Origin of the sequence: Pannonibacter carbonis, assembly GCF_003012935.1 — a bacterium.
In the GTDB taxonomy this organism is placed as follows: Bacteria; Pseudomonadota; Alphaproteobacteria; order Rhizobiales; family Stappiaceae; genus Pannonibacter; species Pannonibacter carbonis.
On sequence record NZ_PUDR01000004.1, the window covers coordinates 174973 to 198055 of the forward strand.

The window sequence follows — 23083 nt, forward strand, 5'->3', positions numbered from 1 at the left end:
CCATCAGTAAAACCGGTCAGAGCCGGTAGGCTTGCCGCGCAAGCCGGTAGGCAAGGTCGTGTGCGACCTCGCGCGCCTCGTCGCCATCCAGCCGCCCGGAGGCGACGAGACCGGCTAGGAAGGCACAATCCACGCGCCGCGCCACATCATGGCGGGCCGGGATCGAACAGAACGCCCGGGTGTCGTCGTTGAAACCGACAGTGTTGTAGAACCCGGCCGTTTCCGTGGTCATCTGGCGGTACCGCGACATCCCCTCCGGACTGTCGAAGAACCACCAGGCGGGACCGAGCCGAAGTGCCGGATAGACACCGGCAAGCGGAGCGAGTTCCCGCGAATAGGCCGTCTCGTCCAGCGTGAAGACGATGACGGTCAGATCAGCCCGCATCCCGACGGCGTCCAACAGGGGGCGCAGGGCGCGAACGTAGTCGGTGCGTGTTGGAATATCGAAGCCCTTGTCCCGCCCGAAACGGGCAAGCACGTCCGCGTTGTGGTTGCGGGCCGAGCCTGGATGGATCTGCATCACCAGACCATCGTCAAGGCTCATGCGGGCCATTTCCGTCAGCATCTGGCCACGAAAGGCATCCGCCTCCTCAGCCGTGCAACGCCCCTGCAAGGCCTTGTCAAACAGGGCGGCGGCTTCGGCCTGTGGGAGATTTTCAGTGCGGGCTGTGGGATGGCCGTGGTCCGTCGAGGTCGCCCCGAACTGCTTGAAGTAGGCCCTCCGGCTCCTGTGCGCCTCAAGATAGCCGTCCCAGCTTGTCGACCGGGTTCCCGCCAGGGCGCCGAGTTGCTCAACCGCCCCGGAAAAACCGGGCATTTCCGGATCGACCACCTGATCGGGACGATAGGCCGTGATCACCCGCCCCTTCCAGCCGCTGTCGCGGATCATCGCATGCCAGCGCAGATCATCCAGCGCGCTTTCTGTCGTTGCCAGAACCTCGATGTTGAAACGCTCGAACAACGCGCGCGGGCGGAACTCGGGACGGGCGAGGCAGTCGGCGATCTGGTCGTAGATCTCATCCGCCGTTTCTGCGCTCAGGCGGCGGGTGACGCCGAAGACATCGGCAAAGGCATGATCGAGCCAGAGACGGGACGGTGTGCCGCGAAACACATGATAATTCTGCGCGAACAAGTGCCAGATGCCGCGTCCGTCGATTTCTGTCCAGCCACCGTCGACACGTGGAACACCAAGCTTTTCCAGGGGAACACCCTGCGAGCACAGCATCCGAAAGACATAGTGATCGGGGGTGACGAAGAGCTGCGCCGGATCTGGAAAGGCTGCATTTTCGGCGAACCAGCGCGGGTCCGTATGGCCATGCGGACTGACGATCGGGAGGCTCTGGGTGTCGGCGTAAAGATCGCGCGCCAGGGACCGGGCTTCCAAGTCCAGCGGGAAAAGTCGGTCCGGATCCAGTATCGTCACTCTTGTTCTCCTCCCTGAGGCCGACTATTGCGGTTCTTTGACTGCTTGGTAGTCGGCAACAAAACTAATATGCTAGTATGCAAAGCGAGTCAACGGAGGTGCGGATGTCAGGATCAGTGCAACTGCGGGCCATCGAGGCCCTGAACCGGCCATCGGTCGCCGATGCCGTTTTTGACGCGCTGCACCGGCAGATCCTGTCGCTGGAACTGCCGCCGGGCACGAAAATTTCCGAAGTCGATGTCTCGAAGGCCTCCGGCGTCTCGCGCCAGCCTGTCCGCGATGCCTTCTACCGGCTATCCAAGCTCGGCTTCCTCACCATACGTCCGCAACGGGCGACCTGCGTGTCGGTGATCTCGGAAAACGCCGTCCTCCAGGCGCAGTTCATCCGCACGGCCATCGAGGCCGAGACCGTGCGTATTGCCTGTAGCAAGCTGACATCTGCGGACCACACCGTGCTGGACGGGTTGCTCGACCTGCAACGCAAGGCGATACAGGAGGGGCGTCCGCTCGATTTCCAGGCGCTGGATGACCAGTTTCACCGTGAAATCTGTGAGCGGTCAGGGCATGGGCATGCCTGGGAGATCATTCGCGAGAACAAGGCGCATATGGACCGGGTGCGCTACCTGTCCCTCGCCTTTGCCTCGAATGAAGCTTTCGAGGATCATTGCAAGGTCATGGATGCAATCCGCGCCCGCAACGCTGAACTGGCCGTGAGCGACATGCGCAAGCATCTGGCGCGCATCCGTACCCAGATCATCCGCATCCGCGCCGAGCACATGCAATATTTTGCGCAGGAGCCGTTGGAAGACTGACGCCTGGTCGCAATTACCTCACCGCAGCGAAAAGGGCACGATGCCCCGGGCGCGCTGGTCGACCAGCAGTTCCTTGTCGAGCGCCGGGAAGGCACGGTCCTGGCAATCGCCGCGCGGGCATATGCGGCAGTTGATGCCAATGCGCGCCGGATTGACCCGGTCGGTCAGGCCGAGCTCGTCCGCATAGACGATCATGTCCGCGTATTTCAGCTCGCAGCCAAGCCCCAGCGCATAGCGCCGCTCGCGCTCGCCGAACCGGGCAGCCGGCTTCGAGATGGAACGGGCCAGACAAAGATACTGGCTGCCGTCGGGCATCTCGCCCACCTGCGCCTGCAGCCGCCCGTCGCGATTCTCGAAGGCCTCATGCACGTTCCAGACCGGACAGGCGCCGCCGTAACGGGCAAACTGGAATCGCGTCGCGCTGTGCCGCTTGATCACATTGCCGGCCCGGTCAACCTTGAGAAAATAAAACGGTACGCCCTTCTCGCCGCTGCGTTGCAGCGTCGACAGACGATGGCAGATCTGTTCGAGGCTGGCACCGGTCGTCACCATCAGGCGATCGAGATCGTGGCGGTAGGACTTGGCCAGCGCCAGAAAGCCGCCATAGGGCAGCAGCAATGCGCCGGAGAAATAGTTGCGCAAGGCCAGACGGCAGATGTCGCGCGCAGCCTGACTGCGGAACCCGGCCTTTGACACATGACCGGAAATCAGCGGATCGGCGGTCAGGTCCGCAATCAGGCACCCGAGCTGGAATTCCATCGCCGAACGTGGCAGGGCCCGGTCCAGCGTCACGGTCTTGCTGCGCGGGTTGAAGGCGGTGATCGGGCCATCCGGACGGGTGCGTTCGGCCACATCCACCCGCACGCCATGCGTCTCGAGCAGGAAGCCGGCGAGGACGGCGAACCGGTCCGGATGCCAGGCCAGACCGAGCCGCTCCGCAAGGGCTTCCGCGCTGACGTCCAGCGCATCGACATAATTGTCGATGTAGTGGAAGTGATCGCGCACCTCGTCGAAGGGCGGCACCATGCGCGGACCGCGTCCGGCCGCTTCCCCTTGCGAATCCAGGGCATCGTCAAAGGACGCCTGCTGCTCGCTCATGCGCCGCAGCCCGCCATAGAGGCCAAGCACGGCGCGGGCAAAATCCGGCGTGTGGGTGGCAACGCTTTTCAGGTCCTGCAACCCGACGCTGCCATCATGAAAGCGCGTGTCGGCGAAGGCCTCGCCCAGATCGGCGACGAGGCGGTCGAGGTCGCTGGCCTCGAAACTGGCAAGATCGGCGCCAAATTCGCGGCTGACGGCAATCAGCACCGAGGCCGAGACCGGACGAATGTTGCTTTCAAGCTGGTTCACATAAGAGGGCGACAGATCCAGCCGGCTGGCAAAGGCGACCTGCGTCAGCCCCGCACGCTCGCGCAGCTTGCGCAGCACGTGCCCGGCAAAGAGTTTCTTGGCCATGCTTACACGCGCCCTCTCAAATTGCGAATAATTTGCAATTTAACATATCACTTCTTTGCATATCGCTACAAGCCGTCAAAACGGCTAGGGTCTTCGCAACCGGACCTGACCACACGCAAATCCGGGGTGAAGGCAAGTGAGCCATTGGCGGGAGAGAGACATGCTGGATACCGTTTCTGAGAACTGGCATCGCGCGGCTGAATTCACGGCCCGTCCGGCGGGCGTCGTCTTGGCAGAGGAGCGGGTGTCGCTTCTGACCGACAGGCAGAAAGACGTGATGCGGATGCTGGCCGAAGGCATGATCAACAAGCAGATCGCCCATCGCCTCGACATCTCCGTCGCCACCGTGAAGACCCACATCGCTGCTGCCGTGCGCCGGATGAAGGCGCGTAACCGCATTCACGCGGTCGCCATGCTGATCCGCGCCGAAACCTTTGCCTGAGTGACAACTGCCCAGGCCAGGCAATTCGGTATGACTCATGGCGCGGCACCTCCATGTGCCGCCGCCATGGCAGTCAGTTCGGTGGCCAGTCCGGCGCGCAGCGCCTCAGGCGCGATCAGTTCAGCTCCAGGCCCCAGCCAGCGCAGCAGCGGATAGAGCCGTTCTGCCGAAGTATCGGCAAGCCGCACCCGGACTGCGCCCGCGCCATCGGGCGTGAACAGAGCGTGGCGATAAAACCAGTCCTGCGACAGGCGACGGGCCTGTTCTGCAGTCACGCGGAGCTCTGCAAGACCGTCCTCCTGCGCCCAGCGCCGCATGGCACGGGACAGCCAGGCGCCGCCCAGCAGCGATTCGACCGAGAATTCCTTCGGCGCACGAAAGCGCATGCCGGTGACCGTAAGGTTGCGCAGCCGGTCGGCCCGGTAGATGCGCAGGTCATCGGCGTCGACGGAGCGGCCGGCGAGATACCAGAGATTGCGGTCAAACAGGATGCCGTAGGGCTCGACTTCATGTTCGCGGATCTCGTTCCGCGCCGGATTGCGATGCTCGAAGCGGACGCGGCAGCCAGCCAGGATCCCTTCCATAAAGCCATCCAGCGCGGCCTGCCACTCACCCACCGGCGGCGCCTGGGTAGCGTGATGAAACACGTCCACCGCCATGGGCTCGATCCCAATGATGCGCTCGGCCCGGGACAAAAGATCCTTGGCGCTTTTCGGCAGGGCGGAGACCAGTTTGCTCTCCGCCGTCTCGAGTTCGCTCGCCAGTGGCGTCGCGCGGATGCCGCGGACAAAGGCCAGCGCAACCAGCAGCGCCGCCGTCTCCTTGCGGGTCAGGGCAACGGGCGGCTGGTGATAGCCGCCCGCAAGCCGGTAGCCACCCTCCGCTCCCCGCTCGGCCTCGACCGGCACGCCAAGGGCAATCAGACGGTCGACATCCCGGTAAATGGTGCGCAGGGACACGGCAAACCGCTCGGACAAGGTGGCAGCGCTGACCAGCTTGCTACCGGAAAGCAGCAGCAGAATGCCCAGGGCACGGTCGATCGGGTTCATGGGGCCAGCGCTCGTCGGGGTTCAGGCATCGATTCGAGAAAAATCTATACGCCAAGAACAAAACAAGATCAAAGCTGACTCGCAGCTGTCAGGATTGACCTGTCAGTGTCCCCTCAAGGCGGATCACCCGCCGGACAGGAGAGACACAATGCACGCAGGACAGGACACAGCCCAGGCACATGCGACACCGGGACACGCAGCAGGCATCCGCACGCTCATGCGGCTGCTCCTAGACAGGTTCCGGTGTCATCTGAAAATCCGCCGGGCACAGCGCGAATTGTCGGCACTGGATGCACGCATGCTGAAGGACATCGGCCTGATGCGCGGTGACGATGGCCGATGGCAGATCGACCGAGCCGGCGCTGAGCCCTTGCAACGCCACAGGACATCGGAGCGGTGAAACGAAAACAGGTTCACGGCCGGGAGGACCGTGAACCTGTCAAAATTCGGGCATCAGCCCTGCAGGAACACCGCCTCAGGCGAGACGATGCGCGTCGTACTGGCCGCGCTCGCGGAACCGGTCCAGATAGGTCGGCAGCACCGCCGCCAGCGAGGACGGGTTGATACCGATGCCTGCCAGCGTGCGTCCGGCCTGCTCGGCCTCTGCGGAAACAATATTGTCCACCTTCAGCATGCGGACCTGATCGGTGGTCAGCAGCTTGCCCGGCAGCCGTTCCAGAATGCCGGCCTGAAGGCTGGCCACGCCAAAGGGAATCGGCAGCAACAGGCGCTGGCGCTGGATCACCTCGAGCATCAGTTCCATGCATTCCTTGAAGCTCTTCACTTCAGGACCGCCCAGTTCATAGACCGCGCCGGGCGTCAGGTCGCCGTCGACAGCCTTCGCAACGGCTTCGGCGACATCACAGACATAAACCGGCTGGAACTTCGTCATCCCGCCGCCGATCAACGGCAAGGCCGGCGACACCCGGGCCATGGCGGCAAAACGGTTGAAGAACTGGTCTTCCGGGCCAAACACGATGGAGGGCCGCAGGATCACGCTGTCCGGCAGCGTTTCCAGCACGGCCGCCTCACCGGCCGCCTTGGTGCGGGCATAATCCGCATCGGAAGCCGCATCCGCGCCGATGGCGGAGAGATGCGTGATCGCGGACAGCCCGGCGCCGCGCGCGGCCTCGGCAATGGCGCGCGGACCAAAGGCCTGAACTGCGTCGAAGGTCTGCTTGCCGGAGGCAGCCAGAATGCCGACCAGGTTGACCACCGCATCCGCGCCCTCGACCGCCCGGTCGACAGACCAGCGATAGCGCAGGTTCGCCTGCACAGGCATGATCTGCCCGACGCCGCCGAGCGGCTGCAGGTGTTCGGCCAGGTCCGGCCGGCGCACGGCTGCCCGGATCCGGTAGCCACGGCGCGCCAGCGCCTGAACCACGTGGCGGCCAATAAAGCCCGAACCGCCAAACACTGTTACGAGTTTTCCGTTGAGCGCCTTGGACATGCCTGCCGCTCCCTCTCGTGTCGCTTGTGAAATCCCATGCCGCCCGAAAAGCGGCTACCCGAGGGTTCTTAGCCCTTTGCCAGCCCAGTGTGAAGGCACGATGTACACAAACACATTTTTCCTCAAAAGGCCGATTGACAACCCCCCGAGCCATCCTTAAAAGCCCCTCTCACAGCCCAGGTGGCGGAATTGGTAGACGCACTAGCTTCAGGTGCTAGCGCTCGAAAGGGCGTGGAGGTTCGAGTCCTCTCCTGGGCACCAAATCTGCTTCGGACCACTACCAGGTCCGAATGAAAAAGGTCCGGTTCGCCGGACCTTTTTTCGTTTTCAGCACGTCTTTTCAGCAGCTTGACGACTGGTCTGCGTACCAGGCCAACTATCTGCTCATAGGCTTATGGCGCCCCGCGCTCCCGCTGCAGGGCGTCGGCAAACCGTTTGCCAGCTTCGTCCCGGAATGTCTCGCCGGTGGGCTCTGCCGTCCTGATCAGATCGACGCGGAGGTGCCTGAAATCCCCGGCCTGTTCACACCAGATTGTGAGAAGCCAGCTTTCATCAAAGGCTGTCAGGCCAAGCGGCCGAGCAAGGCGTGAGGACGCCTGGCCATTCCGACTGACATAGTCGATCCGCAGCCTCTGTCGATCACGGATGGCAACACGAAGCCGATCATGCCGAGCCCGGTCCTCCGGTGAAAACCCGGTCGAGCTTGGCCCAGCCTCTAGCGGCGTCTTGATCATTGTTTCCCGGGCAGTGTCACCGATCGACGAGGCGATCTTGGCCGACACCCGTCCAGCCGCTTCGGCCAGCTGCGAACCACCTCGCTCGGCCACCAGCCGCATGCCGAGGGCAATTGCCTCAAGTTCGTCCGTATCGAATCGCAGCGACGGCATGAAGTAGCCGCGCTCCATCACGTAGCCGATACCGCCTTCGCCGCGAATCGGCGCCCCCATAGCCTGCAGATCGGCAATGTCCCGGTAGACGGTACGCACCGACACGCCGAGAAGAAGCCCGAGGTCCCGCGCCGTCGTCGGCTGCAGGCGCGAGCGAAAATGATCCATCAACGCAAAAAGTCGGAACAGGCGCATGCGAACCGCCACTGCCAGAAACTGTCACTGCCACCCTTGATACACGACGGGCCGACAACAACGGAGGTTCAAATGCGCAAGCACAGCGCGGCAGCGGTGATGGCAGTCCTTTTTGGCCTGATCCCTGCTTCCCTTCACGCAGACACCGGAGCGACCCGCATGACAAAGGACGTCCACGCAACCATAACCCGCATGACCGACGCCTTCGCCAAGGGCGACGTTGCGGGCATTCTGTCCACCTATGAGCCAGACGCCGTCGTCGTCCCGGCACCGGGGGCGGCGCAGAGCGGTGCTGTGGCGACAGGCACAGCAGAACTGGCAGCCATGTTCCGTCAGTTTGTTGATGCGGGCGTCGCCTTCTCCTACGGCGGCCACGAGGTGGTTGTCGCCGGTGATATCGCCCTGCATCTGATGCAATGGACCGCTCCCGGTCCGCTCGGAAACACAACGGCACTGTCTGTCGCTGTTCTGCGCAAGCAGCCGGACGGGACATGGAAAATGGTTCTCGACCATCCTTTCGGGGATACGGTAATGCAACAGGCGAACTGACAGCCATCGCCGGGCGAGCTCTCGCGCCCGGCGATGTGGCGTCCCGTCCCGTCCATTCTTCCTTTACCCCGTTCGCAGCTTTTCGAACGGGATATAAAGAAAGCTTTATATCCGAATTGCAGGGCCGGGCCGCGCGGGGTATAAGGGCGGCGGTTGCTGCAGGGTGGCCGGCTGCTTTGTGGCCGGGCGCACCCTGTGGCCAGATGCGTTTTCCGCCCCGCTCCGGGCCACTGGCCCGTCAGACACAGGACATTTTCATGACCGACTATATCGTCAAGGACATCAAGCTCGCCGACTGGGGCCGCACCGAGATCGAGATCGCCGAAACCGAGATGCCGGGCCTGATGGCCTGCCGCGCCGAATTCGGTGCCTCCAAGCCGCTGAAGGGCGCCCGCATCGCCGGTTCGCTGCACATGACGATCCAGACGGCCGTTCTGATTGAGACCCTGGTCGCCCTTGGCGCCGACGTCCGCTGGGCTTCCTGCAACATCTTCTCGACCCAGGACCAGGCCGCTGCCGCGATTGCCGCCGCCGGCATCCCGGTGTTCGCCACCAAGGGCGAGACGCTGGAAGAATACTGGGACTACGCCGACCGCATCTTCGACTTCCCGGAAGGTGCCAACATGATCCTCGATGACGGCGGCGATGCCACGCTCTACATCCTGATCGGCGCCCGCGTCGAAGCCGGCGAGACCAGCCTGATCGAGAACCCGAAGTCGGAAGAGGAAGAGTACCTCTTTGCCCAGATCAAGAAACGCATGGCCAAGAACCCGGGCTGGTTCATCAAGCAGCGCGACCTCATCCAGGGCGTGACGGAAGAGACCACCACCGGCGTGATGCGTCTTTATGAAATGCAGAAGAAGGGCCAGCTGCCGTTCCCGGCGATCAACGTCAACGACAGCGTCACCAAGTCCAAGTTCGACAACCGCTATGGCTGCCGCGAATCGCTGGTCGACGGCATCCGCCGCGGTACCGACGTGATGATGTCGGGCAAGGTCGCCGTGGTCTGCGGCTATGGCGACGTCGGCAAGGGCTCGGCCCAGTCGCTCGCCGGCTCCGGCGCCCGCGTCATCGTCACCGAAATCGACCCGATCTGCGCCCTGCAGGCGGCGATGGACGGCTTTGACGTCAAGACCCTCGACCAGGTTGCCGGCACCGCCGACATCTTCGTCACCGCCACTGGCAACAAGGACATCATCACCCTCGACCACATGCGGGCGATGAAGGACATGGCCATCGTCTGCAACATCGGCCACTTCGACAACGAGATCCAGGTTGCTGCGCTGAAGAACTTCCAGTGGCGTCCGGTCAAGGACCAGGTCGACATGGTCGTGTTCCCGGATGGCAAGCGGATGATCCTCCTGTCGCAGGGCCGTCTCGTGAACCTCGGCAATGCCACCGGTCACCCGAGCTTCGTCATGTCGGCGAGCTTCACCAACCAGGTGCTGGCCCAGATCGAGCTCTTCACCCGCGGCGACCAGTACCAGAACGAGGTCTACGTCCTGCCGAAACACCTCGACGAGAAGGTTGCGCGCCTGCATCTCGACAAGCTCGGCGTCACGTTAACCGAACTGTCTGACGATCAGGCCCAATACTTGGGGATTGCGAAGGCCGGTCCGTTCAAGTCGGAACACTACAAGTATTGATTTGACGCCGGACAGACACAATATCTGGTAAGGATCCGCAGTCTTACCCTGCGGAAAAGCACGATCCACAGGCCCCGCCCCAAAGCGGGGCCTGTTAACTTTTCAGCAACAGACTCTTTAGCGCGATTCTCGAACGCGGTATGGTCAGGACGAATCAGGGGAAACGAGGCATTTCCTTGAGGACTCCGGCCTCCGGCCGGACTTACAGGCGGCGAATGAGGATCACGAAATGCCGGCAGTCGGCGTGTCACGCTTGCGCATCAGCGCAGGGCGGCGGGAGCGGATTCTGAAAAGGATATCCCTTTCCGGCGTCAGCATCCTGGCCATGCTGGCCAGTGGCGGCGACGCACTGGCAGCGGCGGAGGCTGCTGTCGTTGCTCCGGCGCAGATGGTCTGGCTCGCCGCACTTGGCGGAGCCTGCGTCTTTGCCATCACTGCCTCGCTCGCCTATGTCCGCAATCGCCGCGTCTCTGCCGAGAAGATCGCAGGGATGTCGGCGGACATGCTGAACCTGCGCCTCACTGTCGACCGTCTCGAATCCATGCTCGATACCGACGGCCAGCGCATTATCGCCTGGACCGACGCCGGCGAAGGCAACGGAACCCGCATCGGTGCCCGCCCTGGCGTGTGGGGCGTGCTGCCGGAAAGCTCCGGCGTTCCGCGCGCGCCGGCTCAACTGCTTGCCTTTGGCAGCTGGCTGGAACCGAAATCGGCCGAGCTGCTGGAAGACCACCTGCTGCGCCTGCGCACGGCCGGCGAGAGCTTTGCCCTGACGCTCGAGACCCGCGAACAGACCTTTGTCGAGGCGGTTGGCCGCACCGCCGGTGCCTCGGCCGTGCTGCGGCTCAGCGACCTGACCGGCGACCGGCAGGCGCAAGCCGAACTCGGCGCCCTCAACGCACGCCTGGCCGGCGAGCTGGCAACGCTGCGGGCCCTGCTGGAGGCCATGCCGGCACCCGCCTGGCAGAGCAACAGCGAAGGCCAGATCACCTGGGCAAATTCCGCCTATGCCCACGCCGTGGACGCTGCCGATCCGGCGCGGGCGGTTGAGGGCAACATTGACTTCCTGGATGCCTCCGCGCGCGAGGCAATCCGCCGCGACCGACAGGCCGACGGCGCCTTCTCTGCCCGCATGCCCATCGTGGCCGCTGGCGAGCGCCGGATCTTCGAAGTCACCGACGTGCGCAACCTGCAAGGCGGCGCAGCGCTGGCCATCGACGTGTCGGAGCTTGACCGGACGCGCAAGGAACTGCTGCGCACCGAGGAGTTCCACGGCCGCACGCTGGATCAGCTTGCAACTGCCGTTGCCATCTATGGCGCCGACCGCAAGCTGCAGTTCTACAACGCTGCCTTCCGCGCCCTCTGGGATCTCGACCCGGCTTTTCTCGATGCGAACCCGGAAGACGGCACCGTGCTCGACACGCTGCGCGCCGGCCGAAAGCTGCCCGAGCAGGCGGATTACCGCGTCTGGCGCACCAAGATGCTGGAGAGCTACCAGTCTCTGGCTGCGCGCGAATTCTGGTGGCACCTGCCGGACGGCCGCACGCTGCGCGTCATTGCCAACCCGCATCCGCAGGGCGGCGTCACCTATATCTATGAAAACGTCACCGAACGGCTGGACCTGGAAAGCCGCTACAACGCGCTGATCCGGGTCCAGGGCGAGACGCTGGACAACCTGTCCGAAGCCGTCGCCGTGTTCGGCTCCGATGGCCGCCTGCGGCTGTGGAACCCGGCCTTTGGCCGCATCTGGCATTTGCCGGAAGAGAACCTCGCAACCCTGCCGCATGTCAATGAAGTGGTCGACAGCTGCGCTGCCACCTCCAATGAAGCCGAGGCCTGGCGGCAACTGGCCGGGTCCGTGACCGGACTGATGGACAGCCGGACACATCTGGCCGGACGCATGGAGCGGCGCGACGGCATGGTCCTCGACTATGCCACCGTGCCCCTGCCGGATGGCGGCACGCTGGTGACCTTCGTTAACGTTACCGACAGCGTCAACGTCGAGCGCGCGCTCGTCGACAAGAACGAGGCGCTGCAGCAGGCCGACGGGCTCAAGAACGCCTTCATCCAGCACGTGTCCTACGAGCTGCGCTCGCCGCTGACGAACATCATCGGCTTTGCCCAGCTTCTGTCCGACCCGAAATTCGGCGACCTGTCCGACAAGCAGTCGGAATATGCCGACTACATCCTGTCGTCATCCTCGGCGCTGCTGGCCATCATCAACGACATTCTGGACCTCGCCACCATCGACGCCGGCATCATGGAGCTGGATCTCAGCGAAGTAGATGTGGGACGGACCGTCTCGGAAGCGGTTGAAGGCCTCAAGGACCGGCTGGCGGAAGCCAATATCACCCTGCGCACCCATGTGCCGGACGACATCGGCACCATGCTGGCGGATGAACGCCGGCTGCGCCAGGTTCTGTTCAACCTGATCGCCAATGCCGTGCGCTATTCCGAGGAAGGCGGCGTGGTCGACATCACCTGCGGCCGGCGTGGCAGCAGCATCGTGTTCACGGTGAAGGATCGCGGCTGCGGCATTCCGCAGGACATGATAGAGGCGGTGTTCAACCGTTTTGTCGGCCATGATTCCGGGGCCCGCAGACGCGGAGCCGGTCTCGGCCTTTCCATCGTCAAGAGCTTCGTCGAGCTGCATGGCGGGGAAGTGGAGATCGAATCCCGCGAAGGCGCCGGAACCACGGTCACCTGCATCTTCCCGGCCCGGCCGGAAGCAAGCGGCCGCGTTGCCGCCGAATAAGGACTTACATGGCGCCTGTTCCCGCCACCGAGCTCTTCAGCCTCGACCTTGCCGATGAAGCTGCGACCGTCCGGCTCGCGGAAGATCTGGCCGCCCTTCTCTCCGCCGGTGATCTGATCGCCCTGTCCGGGAACCTCGGGGCCGGCAAGTCGACCTTCGCCCGCGCCCTGCTGCGCGCCTTTGCCGCCAACAGCACGCTGGAGGTTCCAAGCCCCACCTTCACCTTGGTGCAGACCTATGATCTGCCGCGCCTGACTGTCTCGCATCTTGACCTGTACCGACTGGACGATCCGGAAGAGCTGCTCGAACTCGGGCTCGACGAGCTGGTTGCAACCGGCGCGGCGCTGGTGGAATGGCCGGAAAAGGCCGGGCATCTGCTGCCTTCCGGTGCCCTGTTCCTGACGTTCAGCGCCGGTCACGACGACGACGGCCGGCATGTGGTGTTTTCGGCCCGTGAGGCTGAGACGGCATCCCGCTGGGGCGCAAGGCTTGAACGCACCATCGCCATCCGCAGCCTGATGCATGCGGCCGGCTGGGGCCAGGCCTCCCGTCGCTATCTGATCGGCGACGCCGCCGCGCGCACCTATGAGCGGCTGCATTTCGACGGCGCGAGCGCGATCGTCATGAATGCACCGCCGCTGTATGTGCTGGCCGGCCCCGGCGAAACGCCCAGCTACGGCGAGATCGTCCACCGCGCCCGCACCATCGCGCCGTTTCTCGCGCTGACAACGGAACTGCGCCGGCGCGGCTATGCTGCTCCCGAAATCCTTGCCGCCGATGAAGACCGCTGCCTCATCGTGCTGGAGGATCTGGGTTCGGATACCATGGTGCACGAGCGTGCCCCGATCCCAGAGCGCTACGAGGCTGCAGCGCTGCTACTCGCCGACATGCACGCGAGCGCGCCCTGGTCCGAGACGCTGCCTGTGCCCGGCGGCGGCAGCTACACGATCCCGGCCTATTCCCGCCGTGCCCTTTTGACGGAAGCCGACCTGTTCCTCGACTGGTACGTGCCCTGGCGCGCCGGCGTTCCGGTCTCGCCAGACTTTGTTCCCGCCGATGTCCGCGAGGAGTATCACGCGCTCTGGCACAAGGCGCTGGATGACATCGCGCATGCGGAAACCGGCTGGGTGCTGCGCGACTATCATTCGCCCAACATCATCTGGCGCGAGCAGCGCCATGGCGTCGACCGGCTCGGCCTCATCGACTATCAGGACTGTGTCATCGGACCGCTGGCCTATGACGTGTCGTCGCTGGCGCTCGATGCCCGTGTCGACATGCCACACGAGCTGGAACGGCATCTGGTGGATCTTTATGTCACCGCGCGCCGCACGGTAGACACGCGGTTCGACCCGGAGCCCTTCCATGCCGCCTATGCGGTGACCGCGGCCCAGCGCGTTGCCAAGATTCTCGGCCTGTTCATCCGCCTGAACCTGCGTGAGGGCAAGCCCGGCTACATGGCGCATCTGCCACGCATGGCCGGCTATCTCGACCGGGCGCTGGCCCATCCGGTGCTGGCCGACCTGAACCACTGGTTCCACAAGCGGATCGGCGGCTGACACCGCCGCAAGGCCGGGTGACAGCTGCAACCGTCTGCCGCTGCGCGGCGCACTTGCACTCCCTCCGCGAAGCAGTCACAGCTAGGGCAGCATGGCTTGAGACCATGCTGCCCTTTTCTTACTTTCTAGCGAACCGTCGTTCGCACTCCAGCCAGGTCCCTGTCATGTCTGCCCGCCCGTTCCGTCCCCACACCGCCATGATCCTCGCTGCCGGTCTCGGCAAGCGCATGCGACCGATCACGGCGACGACGCCTAAGCCGCTGATCGAGGTCAACGGCAAGGCGCTGATCGACCACGGCATGGACAAGCTGGCGGCTGCGGGCGTGAAGCGCTGCGTCGTCAACGTGCATTACCTTGCCGACCTCGTCGAGGTGCACGCCCGGCGGCGTCAGGACATGGAAATCATCATCTCCGACGAGCGCGACACCGTGCTGGAAACCGGCGGCGGCGTGGTCAAGGCCCTGCCGGCGCTTGGCACCGATCCCTTCTTCCTGCTCAACGCCGACACGGCCTACTGGATCGAAGGCGTGAAGCCCAATCTCGAGCACATGATCGACGCCTTCGATCCTGAGCGCATGGACGGCCTGCTGCTCATTTCCGATCTGATCAATTCGGTCGGCTATGAGGGGCGCGGCGACTTCCTGATGGACACGGAAGGCCGCCTGACCCGTCGCCCGGAGCGTTACGTCACGCCCTTTGCCTATGCCGGGGCCGCCATCTTCTCGCCGCGCCTGTTCGACGGCGCGCCCGAGGGCAAGTTCTCACTCAACGTGCTGTTCGACCGAGCCATTGCCGAAGGCCGCCTGCATGGCGTCCTGATGGAAGGCATCTGGCTGCACGTCGGCACGCCGAAGGACATTGCCGCTGCCGAGGCTGCCGTCCGCGAAAGCGCCGACTGATGCCGGCGGCGCGGCGGATCTTCACCATCCCGGCCTCTGCGGATTTCTCCCGCGAGCTGATCGCGGCGCTGGCCGAAGGCCGGCTGATCGAGGGCTTCCGGCCGCTGGACGATCCGCTGCTCCTGTCCACCGTCACGCTCTACCTGCCGACACGGCGCGCGGCGCGCAACCTGCCGGCGCTCGTGCAGGAGATCTTCGGCGGTCGTCCGGTGCTCCTGCCGCGCATTCGCCCGCTTGGTGATGTCGACGAGGAAGCCCAGGTGCTGGAGGCTGTGGCCGACGGCGAGGCGCTGCCGCCCGAGCTGCCACTGCTGGAACGCCGTCTTGCCATGACCCGGCTGGTGATGAGCTGGAAGGCGGCCCTGCGGCGCGAGGTGCTGCGGCTTTCCGCCGACGAACCGCTTGGCCTGCCGGCCTCCGCCGCCGACGCCGCCTGGCTGGCGGGCGATCTCATCACGCTGATGGACGAGCTGGAGACGGAGGAAGCGGACTGGTCCGACCTGTCCCGCCTGGTGCCGGATGACCATGCCCGCTACTGGCAGGTGACGCTGGAATTCCTCGACATCGTGCGCAAGGCCTGGCCGGCCTATCTCGAGGAATGCGGCGCGATGGACCCGAAGGCGCGCCGCTCCGCCCTGATCCGCCGCGAGGCCGCGCGGTTGCGCCAGTCGCCGCCGCAGGGCCCGGTCATCGTCGCCGGCTCCACCGGATCGGTTCCGGCCACGGCCGAGCTGCTCGCCGCCGTAGCCGACCTGCCGCGCGGGGCCATCGTCCTGCCGGGGCTCGATCTCGACATGGATGACGCCTCCTGGGAGGCGCTCGGCGAGGCGCCGCAGCCGCGCCTCAGCGCGAAACATCCCGCCCCCGCCTTCACCGAGGGCAGCGTCAGCGGTCATCCGCAATATGGCCTGAAGCTGCTGCTCGACCGGCTGAAGGTGCTGCGCCGCGACGTGCTGGCGCTCTGCCCTCCGGAAAGCCCCCGGCTAGTCGCCCGCGCGCGCCTGGTCAGCGAGGCCCTGCGCCCGGCTGCCACCACCGACCGCTGGACCGGCTATCTCGCCCGCGTCACGGCCGACGCGCGGGCCGAGGCGCTGGCCGAAGTGGAGCTGCTGACCGCCCGCAACGAGGCCGAGGAGGCGCTGGCCGTCGCCATTGCCCTGCGCGAGGCGCTGGAGCGCGGCGAGACGGCTGCCCTCGTCTCGCCCGACCGCCTGCTTGCCCGCCGCGTCGCCGAGGAGCTGGGCCGCTGGTCGATCATCGTCGACGACAGCGCCGGGCGGCCGCTCGACCAGACCCCGCCCGCCGTGCTGGCCATGCTCGCCGCCCGGCTGGCGCTGGAGGGCTGCGTGCCGCTGGACCTGCTCGCGCTCCTGAAGCACCCGCTCGCCCGGCTGGGTTTGCCGGCGAAGGAAATCCGCGCCGCGGCCCGGTCGCTGGAACGCGGCGTCCTGCGTGGCCCCTTGCCGCGCCTGGGCTCCGGCGGGCTGGTCGAGGCCATCGCTGCTGCGCGTCTGGCGTCCGAGGGCGCCCATGTGCCGCGCTGGAAGAAGCTGGTCGAGGCAGACTGGACCGCCGTCGAGGATCTCGTTTCCCGCCTGCGTGCGGCCCTAGCGCCGCTGGAACGCCTGGCCGAGCAAGCCGGGCCCGTGCCCGTTGTCGAGCTGGCCAGCGCCCATGCCGAGGTGCTGAAGGCCATCGCCGGCGACGAGACGGGCAGCGAGGCAGAACTCTATCGCGGCGAGACCGGCGATGCGCTGGCCCTCGCCCTCGCCGGCCTGATGGAAGCGGGGCGCGCCGGGCTTGCCGTGCCGGCGCGCGAGTGGCCCTCCGTGTTTTCGGCACTGATCGCGGGCACCGCCGTGCGCCGCCGGCTGCCGGGGGATCCGCGCATCCAGATCCTGGGACCGATGGAAGCGCGTCTGCAGCGGCCGGATCTGGTCATTCTCGGCGGCCTCAACGAAGGCGTCTGGCCACAGCGCACCCGCAACGATCCCTGGCTCAACCGGCCTATGAAGCGCGATCTCGGGCTGGAACCGCCGGAACGCCGCATCGGCGCTGGCGCGCATGATTTCGTGCAAGGGATGGGCGCGCGGCGCGTGATCCTGTCCCGCGCGGCCCGTGCCGATGGCGCGCCGACGGTGACCTCGCGCTGGCTGCAAAGGCTCTTGACCCTCGCCGGACCGCAGGCCGAAGCGGAGATGGCCGCCCGTGGCAGCCGCTGGCTGGACCTCACCACCCGCCTCGACCGTCCGGACGGCCCGGTGACCCCCGCTGCCCGGCCGGAGCCGAAGCCGCCGCTGGCCGCCCGGCCGCGCCAGCTGTCGGTGACCGAGATCGAGCGGCTGGTGCGCGATCCCTACGCCATCTTCGCCCGCCGCGTGCTCGGTCTCGAGCCGGTCGATCCGGTTGGCGGCGCGCCGGGGGCGGCAGACAAGGGTACGATCATCCACGATGCGCTGGCGCGTTTTCTTGCCGACTGGCATGGCCCGTTCGATCACACGGCCGTCGCCCGCCTGACGGATATCGGCGAGGAGGTGTTTGCGCCGCTGGATGCCTTCCCGGCCGTGCGGGCGCTGTGGTGGCCGCGCTTCCTGCGCATCGCCGAAGGCTTCGTCGCCTGGGAGCGGTCGCGCGACCCCCGTGTCTCCAACCGCTTCGTCGAGATCGGCGGCGGGGCGGAGCTGGTGCTGCCGGGGGCCGAATTCCGGCTGACGGGCCGCGCCGACCGCATCGATCTCCTGACCGACGGCACCCTGTCGGTCATCGACTACAAGACCGGCCAGGCGCCGAGCCAGAAGCAGGTGGATGCGCTCCTGTCGCCGCAGCTGCCGCTGGAAGTGGCGATGATCACCCGCGGCGGCTTTGCCGGCATTCCCTCCGACCGGCCCGTGTCCGAGCTGCTCTACCTGCAGCTGAAAGGCGCGCGTGAGGCCCTGAGCGAACAGGGCCGCACGCCAAAGGACATGAGCGTCGGCGAACTGGCGGAAGCTTCGTGGACGCGGCTGGAAGCGCTCATTGCCGCCTATCAGGACGAGGCAAAGGGCTATCTGTCCCGCGCGCGCGTGGAAAAGGAACGCGACATGAACGGGCCTTACGACCATCTGGCCCGCGTCAAGGAATGGGCGATCGGCGGAGGAGAGGGCGAATGAGCAAGCCGCAGATCCCGCTCGCCACCCGCCAGCGCCAGGACCTTGCCTCGCGCCCCGGTGCCTCCGCCTGGGTGAGCGCCAACGCCGGCTCCGGCAAGACCTTCGTCCTGTCCCGCCGCGTCGTCCGGCTGCTGCTCGACGGCACCGATCCCTCGCGCATCCTGTGCCTCACCTTCACCAAGGCGGCAGCCGCCGAAATGGCGACCCGCGTGTTCCGCCTGCTCGGCGAGTGGGTCGGACTTGACGATGCCGCCCTTTCGGCAGCGCTCACCGACATCGACGGCACGGCCCCCTCGGCCGCGCGGCTCGCCACGGCCCGCCGGCTCTTCGCCAAGGCGCTGGAGACCCCGGGCGGCCTGAAGATCCAGACCATCCACGCCTTCTGCGAGGCCTTGCTGCACCAGTTTCCGCTGGAGGCCAATGTCGCCGGGCATTTCTCGGTGCTGGACGACCGGCTCGCCGCAGAACTGATGGCGGAAGCGCGCGCGCGCGTCCTGCATGCAGCCGAAACCGCGCCGGACAGCGCCCTCGGCCAGTCGCTCAGCCTGCTGATCACCCAGATGGGCGACAGCACCGTTGAGGAGCTGATGGCCGACGCGATTGCCCGGCGCGACGCGCTGGCGCGCTGGCTGGTCGACGCGAGCGATCTGGAGCTGGCGCTGGCCGAGCTGCGCCAGAGTTTCGCCATCCCGGCCGGGGAGAGCGAAACCGCGATTGCCGACGAGATGCGCAACGCCCGGCTGATCCGCGATCCGCTCGCCGTGGCCGAGGCCCTGCGCTACGGCTCGGCCAACGACATCAAGGCCGCCGACAAGCTGGTGGTCGCCGCTGCGACGCTGAAGCCGGGCAGCCCGGGACAGGCGAGCTTCGAGGCCGCCTGGCTCTCCGTGTTCTTCACCCAGAAACTGACCCCGACAAAGAGCCTCGCCACAAAGAAGGTGGCCGACCGGTTCCCGGACGTGCTGGAGCAGATGCAGGCCGAACAGGAACGGCTGACGGCCCTCCTCGACCGGCGCCGCGCGCTCAGGGCTTTCGAGGTGACGGCTGCCATCCTGCGGCTTGCCGATGGCGTCATTGCCGACTACGAGGCGGGCAAGGCGCGGCGCGGGATGCTCGACTTCGAGGATCTGGTGGTGCGCACCGCCAACCTTCTCTCCAACTCCGATGCGGCCCAGTGGGTGCAGTACAAGCTGGACCAGGGGCTCGACCACATCCTCGTCGACGAGGCGCAGGACACCAGCCCGCGCCAGTGGCAGGTGGTGACGGCGCTGGCCGAGGAGTTCTTTGCCGGCGTCGGCGCCCGGCGCGGGCCGCGCACGATCTTTGCCGTGGGCGACGAGAAACAGTCGATCTACTCGTTCCAGGGCGCGGTGCCGGCATATTTCGACGAGATGCGCCGCTATTTCGACCAGCGGGCCGCCCAGGCGCAGCAGCCGTTCCACCCCGTGGAGCTGCAGCTCTCCTTCCGCTCCACGCCGGATGTCCTTCGCGCCGTCGACAAGGTGTTCGCAGCGCCCGAGGCACATGCCGGCCTGTCGCAGGACCTGAAGGCCCCCGTGCACGAGGCGATCCGCCGCGATCCGGGTCTTATCGAGATCTGGCCGCTGGAGGAGGAGCAGGACACCGAGGAGCCGGACGACTGGACGCTTCCGGTCGACCATCTCGGAGCCGGCTCGCCGATGCTGCGCATTGCCCGCCGCATCGCGGAGATGCTGCGCCAGTGGATGGACGACGGCACCGCCGGACCGGGCGACGTCATGGTGCTGGTGCGCAAGCGTGGTCCCTTCGTCGAGGCGCTCAACCGGGAAATGAAGCGGCTCGGCGTGCCGGCCGCCGGCAGCGACCGGCTGGTGCTGACCGAGCACATCGCCGTCATGGACCTGGTCGCGCTCGGCCGCTTCATCCTGTTGCCCGAGGACGACCTGTCGCTGGCCGCCGTGCTGAAGAGCCCGCTGTTCGGCCTTGACGACAACGCCCTGCTGACGCTCGCCCGCGAGACCCCGGAGCGCCTGCGTGCGGGAACTCTCTGGCAGGCGCTCCTGAAGCGCGCCGATCAGGATGCGGCCTGGGAGACGGTGCGCCGGCAGCTCGAGACCTGGCGCGCGCGGGCGGACTTCATGCCGCCCTTCGAGTTCTACGCCCGCCTCCTGTCCGTCGATGGCCGCCGCCGGGCCTTCCGCGCCCGCATGGGGGCGGAGGTGGATGACGTGCTGGACGAGTTCCTGGCGCTTGCCATGGGCTACGAGCAGACCGGCATTCCGGGGCTGGAAGGCTTCCTCGCCTGGCTCGCCGCCGCGCCGACCGAGATCAAGCGCGAGCTGACCAACGCCAGCGGTCTTGTCCGCATCATGACCGTGCACGGATCGAAGGGGCTGGAAGCGCCGATCGTCATTCTGGTCGATCCGGGCAGCGCGCCGGCCAGCGCCACCCATGACCCGAGTTTCCTGCCCTTTGCGCGCGGCAGCGACGCGCTGACACCGCCCGCCCTCGTCTGGCTGCCGCCGAAGGACGAGCGGATGGCCTGGCAGGACGACGCGATTGCCAACGCCCGGAGGGCAACGGAAGAGGAATACCGGCGGCTGCTTTACGTCGCCATGACACGGGCCGAGGACCGGCTGATCGTCTGCGGCTGGGCGCCGAAGAAGGGACCCAAGGAGGGCTGCTGGTATCAGCTGATCGCCGGCGCGCTGAAGCCGGAGGCTGTCGAGCGCAAGGGCCCGGACGGTGCGGTCATTGCCTGGGACTGGCGCCAGCCCGGCACGGCAGCTGACGCAGCGCCCGTCGCCCGGTCGCATGCGACGGCCACTGCCGCAGCCGCCGCTCCCGCGCCGCTGCCCGACTGGCTCCTGCGGCCGGTCGAGACGCCGAAGCGGATGCCGCGCCTGCAGCCCTCCCGCGTCTTCGAGGCCATGGAGATGAAGGAAGGCATCGAGGCGACGCCGGGCCTGTCGGTGCTGGACGCGCGGCGTCAGCCGGAGGCCTGGCCGCTGGAGCGTGGCCGTCTGCTGCACCGCCTGCTGGAAACCCTGCCGGATCTGCCGGCCGGCGAGCGCGGCCCGGCGGCCCGGCGTCTCATCGCCTCCGGCCTTGCCCCCCGCTTTGCCAACCGGGCCGACGAGCTGACCGCAGAGGTGCTGCGCATCGTCGGGGATCCTGAGTTCGCCGAGCTTTTTGCGGCAGGAGGACTGGCCGAAGTGCCGATCACCGGACAGCTCGTTGCGGCGGACGGCATCACCGTGCAGGTCACCGGCCAGATCGACCGGCTGGTGGTGACTGCGCAGCGGGTGCTGATCCTCGACTACAAGACCAACCGGCATGTGCCGGAGGATGCCGCAGGCATTCCGCCCGACTATCTCGCCCAGCTTGCCGTCTACCGGGCATTGCTCCGGGAGATCTATCCAGGGCATGATATCGAGGCCGCGCTGCTGTGGACATCCGTTCCGCGGCTGATGCGGGTCGAGAGTGCAGCGCTGGACGCAATCCTGACCCAGCTCAAGAGCACAGCCTCGCTGACTTGACGGATGCCGCCCTGCTCCCTACGTTCCATTCAACGAAACTAGGGCGAGTCTCTCCCCACGCCCACAGACGAAAGTACTTGTCATGGCTACCAGCAAAGTGACCGACGCCAGCTTTGACGCAGACGTCCTGAACTCTTCCGAACCGGTCGTTGTCGATTTCTGGGCGGAATGGTGCGGTCCGTGCAAGATGATCGCTCCGGCGCTCGAAGAGATCTCCGAAGAGATGGCCGGCCAGGTGAAGATCGCCAAGATCAACATCGACGAGAACCAGGCGATGGCCATGAAGTATGGCGTCCGCTCCATTCCGATGCTGATCCTGTTCAAGAACGGCGAACCGATGGCGACCCAGGTGGGCGCAGCCCCGAAGGGCAAGCTGGCCGACTGGATCAAGAACGCGCTTTGATCTGAAGCACCGTCTTGTGCATCTGCCGGTTGGCAGATGCCACCGGGCGGGGTAAAGACCACGAAGGGCCGGTTCCAGCCCCGGGCAAGCCGCAAGGGTCAAGCTGCGTGATCGCACTGCCCCGATGCCCGGCTGACCTGCGGCGAACCGGCCTTTGCATGTGTTCCCGAAACTCAGGGATTTTGAATGATGACCGACGAGACCAACACTCCCCCGGCGGACGATGCTGCCACTGCTGCCGACACCGGCGCGGGCAACGAGGCTGGCCTTGATCCCGTCGAGGCGCTCCGGGCCGAGAACGCCGAACTCAAGGATCGTGCCTTGCGCGTGATGGCGGAAATGGAAAACCTGCGCCGCCGCACCGAAAAGGAAATCAAGGACATCCGCCAGTACGCCGTAGCCGGCTTTGCCCGCGACGTGCTGACCGTCTCCGACAACCTGCGCCGCGCGCTCGAAGCGCTTCCGGCTGATGCCCGCGACAGCGCCGATGCCGGCCTGACCGCGCTGATCGAAGGCGTGGAAATGACCGAGCGCGAGCTTCTGAACCAGCTCGACAAGCACGGCGTCAAGAAGCTCGATCCGATGGGCCAGAAGTTCGACCCGAACTTCCATCAGGCCATGTTCGAGGTGCCGAACCCGAACGTGCCGAACAACACCGTGGTCCAGGTGGTACAGGCTGGCTACGCCATCGCTGACCGCGTGCTGCGCCCGGCCCTTGTCGGCGTTGCCAAGGGCGGCCCGAAGGACGCCCCGGCCCAGGACGCCAGCGTCGACACCACCGCCTGACCCGCTGTCCCGGCCCCGGACGCAAGTCCTTGGCGGCCATGTCGAGACCTCTCCGCTCCCCTCCCCCTCGTGGGGAGGGGTAAGGGGTGGGGGGCACGGGAGGCTGTTT

At 66.1% G+C, this 23083-nt stretch carries 17 protein-coding genes and 1 tRNA gene; 13 read left to right on the top strand and 5 right to left on the bottom strand.

Annotation, left to right across the window (positions count from 1 at the left end):
* Window positions 1-16 precede the first annotated feature (16 nt).
* Window positions 17-1423, bottom strand: a complete 1407-nt coding sequence (gene uxaC / locus C8348_RS07190) for a glucuronate isomerase (RefSeq protein WP_106752625.1) — start codon at window positions 1421-1423, stop codon at window positions 17-19.
* 104 nt (window positions 1424-1527) lie between these two features.
* Here uxaC and C8348_RS07195 point away from each other — a divergent pair, with 104 nt between their 5' ends.
* The gene (locus C8348_RS07195) at window positions 1528-2235 is read left to right on the top strand and encodes a GntR family transcriptional regulator (protein WP_106752626.1); all 708 of its coding nucleotides are present in this window, start codon (window positions 1528-1530) and stop codon (window positions 2233-2235) included.
* A gap of 18 nt (window positions 2236-2253) precedes the next feature.
* On the opposite strand, the gene C8348_RS07200 is transcribed toward C8348_RS07195, so the two are convergent.
* The gene (locus tag C8348_RS07200) at window positions 2254-3690 is read right to left on the bottom strand and encodes a helix-turn-helix domain-containing protein (protein ID WP_106752627.1); all 1437 of its coding nucleotides are present in this window, start codon (window positions 3688-3690) and stop codon (window positions 2254-2256) included.
* Window positions 3691-3850: 160 nt separating this feature from the next.
* On the opposite strand from C8348_RS07200, the gene C8348_RS07205 reads away from it, so the two are divergent.
* Window positions 3851-4132 (top strand): LuxR C-terminal-related transcriptional regulator, encoded by a 282-nt coding sequence (locus C8348_RS07205; protein WP_106752628.1) that lies wholly within the window; start codon window positions 3851-3853, stop codon window positions 4130-4132.
* A gap of 35 nt (window positions 4133-4167) precedes the next feature.
* Here C8348_RS07205 and C8348_RS07210 read toward each other — a convergent pair whose 3' ends face one another.
* Window positions 4168-5181 carry a helix-turn-helix transcriptional regulator gene (locus C8348_RS07210; protein WP_106752629.1) on the bottom strand — a complete coding sequence of 338 codons (1014 nt, stop codon included), beginning with the start codon at window positions 5179-5181 and terminating at the stop codon, window positions 4168-4170.
* Between the two features lie 148 nt (window positions 5182-5329).
* Between C8348_RS07210 and C8348_RS21915 the strand changes: the two genes are divergently transcribed.
* Window positions 5330-5581, top strand: coding sequence for a YjiS-like domain-containing protein (locus C8348_RS21915; protein WP_157950396.1), 252 nt, complete (start codon window positions 5330-5332; stop codon window positions 5579-5581).
* 75 nt (window positions 5582-5656) lie between these two features.
* On the opposite strand, the gene C8348_RS07220 is transcribed toward C8348_RS21915, so the two are convergent.
* Window positions 5657-6631 carry a complex I NDUFA9 subunit family protein gene (locus C8348_RS07220; protein ID WP_106752630.1) on the bottom strand — a complete coding sequence of 325 codons (975 nt, stop codon included), beginning with the start codon at window positions 6629-6631 and terminating at the stop codon, window positions 5657-5659.
* 174 nt (window positions 6632-6805) lie between these two features.
* On the opposite strand from C8348_RS07220, the gene C8348_RS07225 reads away from it, so the two are divergent.
* Window positions 6806-6892, top strand: a tRNA-Leu gene (locus C8348_RS07225).
* Between the two features lie 131 nt (window positions 6893-7023).
* On the opposite strand, the gene C8348_RS07230 is transcribed toward C8348_RS07225, so the two are convergent.
* On the bottom strand, window positions 7024-7713 hold the full coding sequence (locus C8348_RS07230; RefSeq protein ID WP_106752631.1) for a helix-turn-helix transcriptional regulator: 690 nt from the start codon (window positions 7711-7713) through the stop codon (window positions 7024-7026).
* A gap of 159 nt (window positions 7714-7872) precedes the next feature.
* Here C8348_RS07230 and C8348_RS07235 point away from each other — a divergent pair, with 159 nt between their 5' ends.
* The 9 genes from C8348_RS07235 to grpE all read left to right on the top strand — a co-directional run bounded on the left by C8348_RS07235 (window position 7873) and on the right by grpE (window position 22974).
* Window positions 7873-8262, top strand: coding sequence for a YybH family protein (locus C8348_RS07235; protein WP_157950397.1), 390 nt, complete (start codon window positions 7873-7875; stop codon window positions 8260-8262).
* 257 nt (window positions 8263-8519) lie between these two features.
* A complete protein-coding gene (gene ahcY / locus C8348_RS07240; RefSeq protein ID WP_106752633.1) occupies window positions 8520-9908 on the top strand; it encodes an adenosylhomocysteinase in 1389 nt (462 codons plus the stop codon).
* Window positions 9909-10137: 229 nt separating this feature from the next.
* Entirely contained in the window at window positions 10138-12663 is a 2526-nt protein-coding gene (locus C8348_RS07245) for a PAS domain-containing sensor histidine kinase (RefSeq protein WP_106752634.1), read from the top strand.
* A gap of 8 nt (window positions 12664-12671) precedes the next feature.
* On the top strand, window positions 12672-14219 hold the full coding sequence (tsaE, locus tag C8348_RS07250; protein ID WP_106752635.1) for a tRNA (adenosine(37)-N6)-threonylcarbamoyltransferase complex ATPase subunit type 1 TsaE: 1548 nt from the start codon (window positions 12672-12674) through the stop codon (window positions 14217-14219).
* 164 nt (window positions 14220-14383) lie between these two features.
* The gene (locus C8348_RS07255; RefSeq protein WP_208983619.1) at window positions 14384-15118 is read left to right on the top strand and encodes a nucleotidyltransferase family protein; all 735 of its coding nucleotides are present in this window, start codon (window positions 14384-14386) and stop codon (window positions 15116-15118) included.
* Window positions 15118-18267 carry a double-strand break repair protein AddB gene (addB, locus tag C8348_RS07260; RefSeq protein WP_106752636.1) on the top strand — a complete coding sequence of 1050 codons (3150 nt, stop codon included), beginning with the start codon at window positions 15118-15120 and terminating at the stop codon, window positions 18265-18267. The genes C8348_RS07255 and addB overlap by 1 nt, the downstream gene beginning before the upstream one ends.
* A complete protein-coding gene (gene addA, locus C8348_RS07265; RefSeq protein WP_106752637.1) occupies window positions 18264-21785 on the top strand; it encodes a double-strand break repair helicase AddA in 3522 nt (1173 codons plus the stop codon). Before addB ends, addA begins: the two co-directional genes overlap by 4 nt.
* 82 nt (window positions 21786-21867) lie before the next feature.
* Window positions 21868-22188, top strand: a complete 321-nt coding sequence (trxA, locus tag C8348_RS07270; protein ID WP_106752638.1) for a thioredoxin — start codon at window positions 21868-21870, stop codon at window positions 22186-22188.
* Between the two features lie 189 nt (window positions 22189-22377).
* The gene (grpE, locus tag C8348_RS07275) at window positions 22378-22974 is read left to right on the top strand and encodes a nucleotide exchange factor GrpE (protein ID WP_106752860.1); all 597 of its coding nucleotides are present in this window, start codon (window positions 22378-22380) and stop codon (window positions 22972-22974) included.
* The last annotated feature ends 109 nt before the right edge of the window (window positions 22975-23083 follow it).